This window comes from Thiolapillus sp. (genome assembly GCF_048562965.1).
In the GTDB taxonomy this organism is placed as follows: Bacteria; Pseudomonadota; Gammaproteobacteria; order Chromatiales; family Chromatiaceae; genus Thiolapillus; species Thiolapillus brandeum_A.
Genome location: NZ_JBHNMF010000079.1, coordinates 1 through 10013, shown reverse-complemented (window position 1 = coordinate 10013; position 10013 = coordinate 1). Strand labels below are relative to the sequence as shown.

At 54.7% G+C, this 10013-nt stretch carries 9 protein-coding genes; 5 read left to right on the top strand and 4 right to left on the bottom strand.

Annotated elements, in window-relative coordinates; genetic code table 11:
* Nucleotides 1-136 precede the first annotated feature (136 nt).
* Both ACOCD2_RS06495 and ACOCD2_RS06490 read right to left on the bottom strand, forming a co-directional pair.
* Nucleotides 137-910 (bottom strand): hypothetical protein, encoded by a 774-nt coding sequence (locus ACOCD2_RS06495; RefSeq protein WP_293645973.1) that lies wholly within the window; start codon nucleotides 908-910, stop codon nucleotides 137-139.
* Entirely contained in the window at nucleotides 907-1296 is a 390-nt protein-coding gene (locus ACOCD2_RS06490) for an RT0821/Lpp0805 family surface protein (RefSeq protein WP_293645975.1), read from the bottom strand. The genes ACOCD2_RS06495 and ACOCD2_RS06490 overlap by 4 nt, the downstream gene beginning before the upstream one ends.
* Here ACOCD2_RS06490 and ACOCD2_RS06485 point away from each other — a divergent pair.
* The 4 genes from ACOCD2_RS06485 (at nucleotide 1285) to ilvC (ending at nucleotide 4892) form a co-directional block, all read left to right on the top strand.
* The gene (locus ACOCD2_RS06485; RefSeq protein WP_293645977.1) at nucleotides 1285-1557 is read left to right on the top strand and encodes a hypothetical protein; all 273 of its coding nucleotides are present in this window, start codon (nucleotides 1285-1287) and stop codon (nucleotides 1555-1557) included. The genes ACOCD2_RS06490 and ACOCD2_RS06485 overlap by 12 nt on opposite strands.
* Before the next feature lie 18 nt (nucleotides 1558-1575).
* The gene (ilvB, locus tag ACOCD2_RS06480) at nucleotides 1576-3309 is read left to right on the top strand and encodes a biosynthetic-type acetolactate synthase large subunit (RefSeq protein ID WP_293645979.1); all 1734 of its coding nucleotides are present in this window, start codon (nucleotides 1576-1578) and stop codon (nucleotides 3307-3309) included.
* Nucleotides 3309-3800, top strand: a complete 492-nt coding sequence (gene ilvN / locus ACOCD2_RS06475) for an acetolactate synthase small subunit (RefSeq protein WP_293645981.1) — start codon at nucleotides 3309-3311, stop codon at nucleotides 3798-3800. The genes ilvB and ilvN overlap by 1 nt, the downstream gene beginning before the upstream one ends.
* Before the next feature lie 81 nt (nucleotides 3801-3881).
* Complete coding sequence (gene ilvC, locus ACOCD2_RS06470; protein ID WP_293645989.1) at nucleotides 3882-4892, top strand: ketol-acid reductoisomerase; 1011 nt, start codon at nucleotides 3882-3884, stop codon at nucleotides 4890-4892.
* A gap of 227 nt (nucleotides 4893-5119) precedes the next feature.
* Here ilvC and ACOCD2_RS06465 read toward each other — a convergent pair whose 3' ends face one another.
* On the bottom strand, nucleotides 5120-5911 hold the full coding sequence (locus ACOCD2_RS06465) for a ferric uptake regulator family protein (RefSeq protein WP_293645983.1): 792 nt from the start codon (nucleotides 5909-5911) through the stop codon (nucleotides 5120-5122).
* Complete coding sequence (locus ACOCD2_RS06460) at nucleotides 5908-8673, bottom strand: MMPL family transporter (protein WP_293645985.1); 2766 nt, start codon at nucleotides 8671-8673, stop codon at nucleotides 5908-5910. Before ACOCD2_RS06460 ends, ACOCD2_RS06465 begins: the two co-directional genes overlap by 4 nt.
* Nucleotides 8674-9092: 419 nt before the next feature.
* Here ACOCD2_RS06460 and pssA point away from each other — a divergent pair, with 419 nt between their 5' ends.
* Entirely contained in the window at nucleotides 9093-9842 is a 750-nt protein-coding gene (gene pssA, locus ACOCD2_RS06455; RefSeq protein ID WP_293645987.1) for a CDP-diacylglycerol--serine O-phosphatidyltransferase, read from the top strand.
* Nucleotides 9843-10013 lie beyond the last annotated feature (171 nt).

Below are 10013 nucleotides of genomic sequence, written 5' to 3'. Positions count from 1 at the left end.
CCCAGACAATTGGCTCCCGCTCAATCCGGGTGACCTGCTCGGAAGAGCCGGATGCGGGAAATCCGCACGTCCGGTTCTGTGAGGGTGAAAGCCAGCAATGGCCGATCTACTCGACTAGCAAGCCGGGATACCGGTATCAGGCGATATGTTCTTCCATGCGAATGCCCAGGATTTCCAGCATGGCGCCACCAAATGCACCACCCAGTGCGCCGCCCAGCAATCCCAGTGGAGCGGCATCCATGACCTGCTGATACTGGCTTATTTGTCCCAATTCCGGAATCGTCATGTAGCTTTCGCCAATGATCCAGAAGACAGACGCCACCGCCATGGCGATCAGGCCGGATACCAGCGGTCCGCCGATTTTCAGTGCACCCGTGCTGCCCAGGACCGACAGACGGTGTTTGATCAGGAACACATAACACAAGCCCACCAGTGAGACGGCCACGGCGGCAACCTCCCAGCCGTGATAGCCGACAGGCGTACTGCTCACGATGACATAGAGCAAGGGGCCGGAAATCAGGCCCGCCATGAAGCCGGCGCCGGTTTGTGCCAGTGGCTGGGAGTCGCGGATTTCCCTTTTGGTAAAAAAACTGCCTGCTACCAGGCCCGCTATCAGGGCAATGCCCAGCAGAATCAGTGGCTGGTGATAGGTGGCAAACAGTATCTGGTAGGAAATGGCGGTCAGGATACCCGCCAGGGTACCTCCCAGTGCCACCAGCATGCTGCCGAAATAGGCAGAAATTACCAGGCCTGCCAGCATGGTGGCCAGGATCGAGGCGAGCCATGGGCTGGTATTCTCGATCAGCAGAAAATTGAGCACACCGGAAAAAAAGGCGCCGAAAAGGGCGCCGGAAAATGCCCAGGTAATGGATTTACCGACTGTCTTCGACAGCTTGTCCAGAAAACTCATGGTTTGTTTTGTCTTTCCTTTTCTTTTGAAGAGGGGGAGGCGATCAGCCAGTTTCCTTCGGCACTGCGGCAAAATGTCAGGGGTTTCCCCTCATGCTTCCTGGCAGTTACAGTGGTGAGTTGCACCTTTCGGCAATTGCTGTCCTGCGAGGGCAGGGTGGCAATCAGCCTGATATCTCCCTGGCTTCCGGATTCCGGGTTTTGCCAGTGAACGGTTTTTCCATCCGGAGCAGATTCGAGTGCGGAATTCAGGGATCCAGACAGGATCTCCCAGTCTGTGTCGGAAAGGGATTCCAGACCTGTGTTTCTCAGCCACTGCCAGTTGCCGGCCTGGGCGATGGAAACACACAGGAACAGCAGGGCAAAAAGCGGAAAATGTCGATTCATGGTGCACCTCGTTTCCTGGGTTGTGCTGGGGAAAGGCTACCGCTGCCGAAAGCATCTGAACAGCAACAAACGCTCGTTCCCAATGGTGTGCGATTCCAGCCGGTTTGTAAACAGCAGGCAATGCTGTTCGGTTCGCGGCGGGTGCTAAACCATTCCTTGCCACAAGGTAGTTTTTCATTGACCTGCCGAAGGAATATCAGTATTTTACAATGTTTGGATTTTGCTGGTTTGAATTTTACCGGCAAAAACCGGTTTGCGTGAATTTTGGAGGTTACGGCGGTGGAATTGACTGGTGCGGAAATACTCGTCCAGGCACTGAAAGAAGAAGGTGTCGAGTTCGTTTGGGGTTACCCTGGCGGCGCGGTACTGCATATCTATGATGCAATCTTTCAGCAAAAAGAAGTGAAGCATATTCTGGTGCGTCACGAGCAGGCGGCTACCCATGCGGCAGATGGCTATGCGCGTGCCACGGGCAATGTGGGCGTGGCGCTGGTCACTTCCGGCCCCGGCGCCACCAATGCCGTAACCGGCATCGCAACAGCGTATATGGACTCCATTCCCATGGTGGTCATTACCGGCCAGGTGCCCGTGCCTTTCATCGGCAGTGATGCCTTTCAGGAAGTGGATATCACCGGCATCACCCGTCCCTGCGTCAAGCACAATTTTCTGGTGAAACGGGTGGAGGATATCGCCGAAACCATGGCCAAGGCTTTCTATATCGCCAGAACAGGGCGTCCTGGCCCCGTGCTCGTCGATATTCCCAAGGACGTGACAGATCCCGGTGTTCGAATTCCCTACGAATATCCCAAAAAGATCAGCATGCGTTCCTACAAGCCTGTCGAGAAAGGTAACACCCGTCAGGTGCGCAAGGCGGTGGACCTGATGGTCAGGGCGCAGCGCCCGGTGGTTTATACCGGTGGCGGTGTGATATTGGGTGACGCTTCGGACGACCTGCGGGAACTGATCAGCCACACCGACTTTCCGATTACCAACACCCTCATGGGGCTGGGATCGATCGCTGCCTCGGACAAGCATTTCCTGGGCATGCTGGGCATGCATGGCACTTACGAAGCCAACATGGCCATGCATGAGGCGGATCTCATCATTGCCATTGGCGCACGTTTCGATGACCGGGTGACAGGCAAACTGGCGCAGTTCTGCCCCAATGCCAAGATTGTTCACGTCGATGTCGATCCTGCGTCGATCTCCAAGAATGTTCGCGTGGATGTCCCTATCGTGGGGCAGGTCAGGCCCGTGATCAGGGATATGCTCAAGTTCCTCAAGGAGCGCAAGACCGGACCCGACAAGGCTGCGCTCAGGGAATGGTGGGAGCGTATCAATGCCTGGCGCAGTGTGGAGTGCCTGAACTATGCCAATTCGGACAAGGTGATCAAACCCCAGTACGCGATCGAAACGCTGCACAAGGTCACCCGACGCCGGAATTTCTATCTCACTTCGGACGTGGGCCAGCACCAGATGTTTGCGGCACAGTTCTATCCGTTTGAAAAACCCCGCCGCTGGATCAATTCCGGTGGCCTGGGCACCATGGGTTTCGGCCTGCCCGCGGCCATGGGGGTGCAGCAGGCATTTCCCAAGGCCTCTGTTGCCTGTGTGACCGGTGAGGCCAGTATCCAGATGTGCATTCAGGAACTGGCTACGTGTTCCCAGTACAATCTGCCCATCAAGATCGTGTTGCTGAACAACGGTTACATGGGCATGGTGCGCCAGTGGCAGGAATTCTTCTATGATGGCCGTTATTCACATTCCTACGTGGATGCGCTGCCGGACTTTGCCAAGCTGGCCGAGACCTACGGTCATGTCGGCATGACCATCGAGGATCCCAATGATATGGAAGCGGCTTACAAGGAAGCATTCAGCCTGAAAGACAGGCTGGTATTCATGAACGTGATCATCGATCCGGAAGAGAACGTCTATCCCATGATCGAGGCGGGCAAAGGGCATCACGAGATGCACATGTCGCCGCATCTTTCTGCAGAACGGGAGCTGGCCTGATGAGACATATTATTTCTGTACTGATCGAGAACGAATCCGGTGCGCTGGCGCGGGTTTCCGGGCTGTTTGCCGCCCGGGGTTACAATATAGAATCCCTTACGGTGGCGCCTACCGAAGATGAAACACTGTCCCGCATGACCCTGGTTACCTACGGTGACGAGATGATCATCGAGCAGATCATCAAGCAGCTGAACAAGCTCGTGGATGTAGTGAAGCTGCTGGATCTGTCGGACGGGCCGCACATCGAGCGTGAACTGATGATGGTGAAGGTCAAGGCCGAGAAAAGCCATCGTGAAGAAATGAAGCGTATGGCCGATATCTTCCGCGCCAATGTCATCGACGTAACTGACTGCAGCTATATCATCGAGCTGACCGGTAACGGCGACAAGCTGGATGCGTTTCTCCAGGCGGTGAACGACGAACTGATCATGGAAGTGGTGCGTTCCGGTCCGCTGGGAATATCCCGGGGTATCAAGGGGCTGGGACTGTAGACTGATTTTCTGCCTGCTGCCGGTATCGCGGTTTCAGGCGCTCGAATTTTAACAATTGAATAAACAGGTAATTACATGAGTATCAACATCTGCTACGACAAGCATTGTGATCTTTCACTGATCCAGAATATGAAGGTCACTATCATCGGTTATGGCTCTCAGGGTCATGCCCATGCCAACAACCTGAAGGATTCCGGCGTCGATGTGGTTGTCGGGCTGCGTCCCGGTTCCGCCTCTGCTGTGAAAGCCGAGAATGCGGGGTTGACCGTTAAGTCCATCGATGAGGCTGTAAAAGGTGCTGATGTTGTCATGGTACTGGCACCTGATGAGCACCAGGCCGTACTCTACAAGAACGTCATCGAACCGAACATCAAGGAAGGTGCTGCGCTGGCGTTTGCCCATGGCTTTGCTGTTCACTACAACCAGATTGTACCCCGGGAAGACCTGGACGTGATCATGATCGCACCCAAGGCGCCGGGCCATACGGTGCGCAGCGAGTTTGAAAAAGGCGGTGGCATTCCCGACCTGGTTGCTGTCTATCAGGACGCGACGGGTTCTGCAAAAGCCGTGGCGCTTTCCTATGCTTCTGCCATCGGTGGCGGCCGCACCGGTATCATCGAGACCACCTTCAAGGATGAGACCGAAACCGATCTCTTCGGCGAGCAGGCCGTACTCTGCGGTGGCGCTGTCGAACTGGTCAAGGCAGGTTTTGAAACCCTGGTCGATGCGGGATATGCGCCTGAAATGGCCTATTTCGAATGCCTGCACGAGCTCAAGCTGATCGTTGACCTGATGTACGAAGGCGGTATCGCCAACATGAACTACTCCATTTCCAACAATGCGGAATATGGCGAATATGTTACCGGCCCCAAGGTCATCAATGAAGAAAGCCGCAAGGCCATGAAGGAAGCTCTGCATGATATCCAGACGGGCGAATACGCCAAGAAGTTCATTCTGGAAGGCGCCACCAACTATCCGTCCATGACAGCCTACCGTCGCCTGAATGCCGCGCATCCCATTGAGGAAGTGGGTGAGCAGTTGCGCTCCATGATGCCCTGGATCAAGAAGATCGTGGACAAGAGCAAGAACTGATGCGGTTCCTTCTCACCTGAGGAGGATGTCGTAAAAGCCCTTCCCTGGGCTTTTACGACTCGGAATCGGAAAAGTGCGATTTTCCGATTCCGCCATTTTCAATGGCTTACAGCCATCGAAAATGGCGATGCATCCTTGCATCGCAAAAGCTGTCGCCTTTTGCGACACCCTCCCGAGAATCAAGTGCGCGAAAGCCGGCCCCGTGGCCGGCTTTTTTGTTGCCTGACTCAATCCATTGGCGGACCGAAACGGGGGTAGTCGCTGCCCGGTGGCAGGGAAAACTTGTCATCTTCACTGCAGCGGGTCAGGGGCAGTATCAGCAGGGAAGGGCGGGCGCCTCTGCCGATGGACATCATGCGCAGCACGGCGTCCTGGCATTTGTCGCCATTCACATCGGCAAAATCCACGGACAGAATGCGGTAGCCGGGTGCCTTCGGATCCTTTATGCATCGCAGGCCCATACCCGTGTGATAGATATAGCCGCGAAACACACCGTTCTCGAAACGGCAGTCCTCCAGTTCCCTCTGCCGTTCCTGATGCATGGGCATACTTTCCATGAAAGTGGAGAAATTCGGCATGCCGGGCATGGAGGGCGGACAGGCAGCGGGATTGCGCAACAGCAGGTTCAGGTCGCAACCGGGGCGCAAAGGGAGATCGGCAATCTTGGCGTTGTAGAAGTCGTAGTCGCTGACAAAATCCTTGTCCGCCTGGCCGGAATATTTCTTCAGGAAATTCAGGTAGCGGCAATCGTCGTCCGCTTTTATCCACAAGCGTCTTTCGATACGGTTGCCCCAGTGCCCGTTGCCATCTAGCAGCCGGCTGTTCAGCTTGGAACAGTCCTGTGGAATCGTGAAGGTCTCCTGTTCGTACCGGGAAAGCGGTAGCGTGATCTCGTAGTTTTGAACCTTTTTTCCCGTGTAGGGGGCGCTGAAAAAGGGTTTCACGCCGGCTGTGGCAAGGGCAGAGGCGTTGGCCCCCAGGATGATGCCAAGTACAAGATAATAAGCAGCTTTGTTCATGACTTTCCACCTTTTTTAGGGTTGCCGGACCTGGACTTGAGCTGCTGTTTGCTGATCAGCTTGATCATACGCCGGCTCAGGTCGGCAGTCAGGTTGGCGAATATACGGGCGGATATGAGCGGGCGATGGCGCATGGTGCGTTCGATGCCTTCGCGTGTGAGCACCAGCACGGTGCTGTGTTCTACCGCCACGGCGTCAGTTTTTCTTGGAATATTGGCAAACAGGGCCACGTCGCCAAACACATCGCCGGGGTAAAACTGTTCCAGCAGATTGCAGCTGCCTTCCTGGTCGGGCAGGCATACGTCCACTTTGCCGGTAAGCAGCACGAACAGTTCCGTGCTGACTTCACTGCGTCTGAACACGAAATCGCCCTTGGCGTATTCCACCATTCTTCCCGAGAGAATGAACTGGCGGATCTGCCAGGGTTTGAGGTTTTTAAACAGGGCGCTTTTCTCCAGCACGTTCTTTCTCAGGCGCAGGGAAAGCACGTCCCAGATGGTGACCAGCCGCAGGGATGAGACGGCAAGCGGTGTGATGACGAAATCGGCCACCAGAGCGGTGGCGATAACCAGTGCCCCCAGGGCGCCGAACTGTACGATGGGTTCGAAGCTGGCCTGGGTGAAAACAAGAAAACCGGCGATCAGGGCGATGGATGTGGAGACTACGGGCAGGGCCTCGCCATAGATCGAGTGTTCCATGGCGATATTGTGGTTCTTCCTTGCTTTCAGCTCCCTGTTGTAACGCAGCATGAAATGCAGGGTGTCATCCACGGCGATACCGATGGCAATGGCGGCGGCCATGGTGGTGCCGATGTTCAGCGGAATCTCCATATAGCCCATGAAACCGAACATGACGATAACCGGAAAGAAGTTTGGCAGGGCCGCCAGCAGGCCAACCTTGAGTTCGGTGAACAGCACGCCGATGATCAACACGATAATCACCAGCAACAGGGCGATGGACTGCAGTTGCCCGCGTATCATGGCGTTGGTCGCTGATAGGGTCAGCACGGAATCGCCGGTTATTCTCGCTTCCAGGCCGGCGTCGAGATTGTGATCGATGAACTGCTGCAGGTCTTCGATAACTGCCTGAAGTTTCTCGCTGGACTCGATGCTGTGCCGCACCAGAATGCGGGCATGACTGTAATCCTGGGTGATATAGGCTTTCACGTCATCGTGATTGAGAAAGATCATCAGCTCAGTGATGATGTCGTCCGATTCCGGCATCATGGGTTCGTCCAGTTCCTGGAAGGCGCCATTGAGCAGGGACAGGTAGTCGGCGAATGAAGTGCTGGATTCCGACCAGCCTTTTTCCCTGATGTATTTCTGTATCTGCTCCAGTTCTTCCAGGTACCGTACTTTCAGGAAGGTGTCCTCGATGCCCGAGTCGACGATGATGGACAGCGACTCCAGACCGGCCAGGTTCTGGTTGATCAGTTCGATTTTCTGGCGCACTTCGGAGTCTTTTCCCAAGGAGTCGATGGCATTGTGGTTGATGTGGATGCGGGGAATGCCGATGATGGCCACCAGTGTCCAGACAAGGAAGACGATAACGATGCTGAGCCGGTGCCGCCACAGCCACTCCCAATAACGCTTGGCCAGAAGGTAGCTCTTGCCACTGTACATGCGTGATTTGCCATCCAGCTGCCATTTGCCGGCAAGGGAAAGCACGGAAGGAATCAGGATGATGGTGGCCAGAAAATTGAGCGCCAGGCCCGTGGAGGCCACCAGGCCGAATTGCCACAGGACTTCGATGCGGCTTAGCCCGACGGAAAGAAAGCCCAGGTAGGTGGTGATGAAGGTCAGCAGCACGATACCTCCCATGCGCCGCGACATATGCTTGAGGGAGGCGGGGGCGTCCAGCCCGGATTTCTGTCCGTGGCGGAATTCGGACAGCAGATGAATGTCCTCCGTCGAACCCACGATGATCAGCAGGATAGGAATAATGGATGTAACCACATTGATGGGTATGTCTGTGGCCCCCATGAAACCAAAGGTCCACAGAATGCTGAAGCCTGCTGTCATGATCGGCAGCAGGATGTCGATAAGCTGCCGCAGCAGCAGGAACAGGGCGATGAGCAGTGCCGCTACCGCCAGGGGAAACAGGTGCATCTGCTCGGTTCGGATGCGCTCGGCTATCTCGGTGCGGACCTGGGGAAAGCCGACGGAAAAGCTTGTAGCGTAGAACGGTTTCAGCGAAGCGGCGATGCCGTTCAGGCTGTTGGTAATGGTTTCATCATTCCATGCCGGATTGTCCACATCAGCTTTTTTCAGCACGATGGCTACCGCCATTACATCCTTGTCCGGTGACAGCAGAACGTTTCTCAGGAAAGGATTCTTGCGAGCCTCATCCAAAATATGCTGTGCCTGTTCCGGTGAGTCAGGCAGTTTGTCAGGGTCAAGATATGGTTTTTTGTCCAGGTAACCGTCTACTGTCTTTACCCAGGGTACAGAGAACAGACTTTCCACTCTCTCGACAAAAGGCTGCTTTTTCAGGTGTGCTATGGACCGTTTCAGCGCTTCGAGTTTGTCGCGGGCAAGAAGATTGTCGGAAGCCAGATACAGAAGACTGATCTGTTCGTCGCCGAACAGGCTGCGTACCTGGCGGTAATACTCCTGTTCCTGATTGTTCTGCACCAGCATTTCATTGGCGGAAATCCGTACCTCCAGCTTGTCGATCTGTGAGCCGGCGATGGCTGAAACAAGCAGGATGATGCCCAGTCCTATCCAGGGATGCTTGGAAAAATAAAGAAGCAGTTGGTTCATGAATGCAGGTTGTGGTCCTTGAGCAAACGGTGTTCCCTCGAGGGTGCGTCAATAGTTATTGTTACGCCGGAATTTCTGAATTCAGGCTTTTCGCTTTCAGGGAGTGGGAAAAGCATATCACAGCTGTCTGCGGCATTGGGGGATTGCATGGGGTACCACAGAATAAGCCAAGAACCGGCGTCCTGCGCCTGAGCCACACGATAGCTGCGTCGCCTGCAGGGATGCAGTTGGAAAGCTTGAATGGGAGCGGAAGCTTTGAAGTTCTTGCCAATACCGGGTTACTGGTTGCAAACTTCGTCTTGCTCCCGAGTGGCTTTCACACAATCAGCGTCTCCAGGACCTGTTCAGAGGCACCCTGGGTAAGGGGTTTCTTCCCCGATTTTGGGCTTCACGGATTATCAGGCTATACTTGCTTTACTATGGACGAACAGAAAAATGAAGTGATCGATCTGGATTCTCATCCTCACAAACGGGGAAGGGGAATCTATCTGCTGCCAAACCTGTTTACGACTGCGGCTCTCTTTTCCGGGTTCTATGCTGTTCTGGCTGCCATGAATGCGCAGTTTGAGAAGGCCGCTGTCGCCATTTTCATCGCCATGATACTGGATGGACTGGATGGCAGGGTGGCGCGCATGACCAACACCCAGACCGCTTTTGGTGCAGAGTACGACAGCTTGTCTGATATGGTTGCCTTTGGCCTGGCGCCTGCATTGGTGATGTATGAATGGGCGCTCTATTCCCTCGGGAAACCGGGCTGGCTGGCTGCCTTCATATACACGGCCGGAGCGGCCCTGCGGCTGGCGCGTTTCAATTCCAAGCTGGATGTGGCGGACAGCAGCTACTTTCAGGGTTTGCCCAGTCCATCGGCCGCGGCCATTGTGGCTGCCAGTGTTTGGGTCGCCGTGGACAACGGCATTGCAGGCACGGATGTCGCCATTGTCGCCGGGCTGATTACCGGGTCCTGCGGTTTGCTCATGGTCAGCAATGTCCGCTACAACAGTTTCAAGCATATCGATTTCAAGGGGAAGGTGCCGTTCATCACCATGGTGGGAATCGCACTGGTATTTGCCGTTATTCTGATGCAGCCACCCCTGATACTGTTTGCGATATTCGCGTTGTATGCCGTGTCCGGGCTGGTGACTTCTGCAAAATCCTACCTGCAGCACTGAACGTCTGTTTATTGTAAATCTGAAAGCAAGAAAAAATAGAAGAACAAGAATAAGAACAAGTGCTGTACAGCTGATCGAAGAGGAAGCGACACTGTGCCTATCTGTCAAGTCCCGATAGATCATAGATTTTCTTTTTGAATAATTCCGGTTGTTTTTTGTGCCAATCCTTAA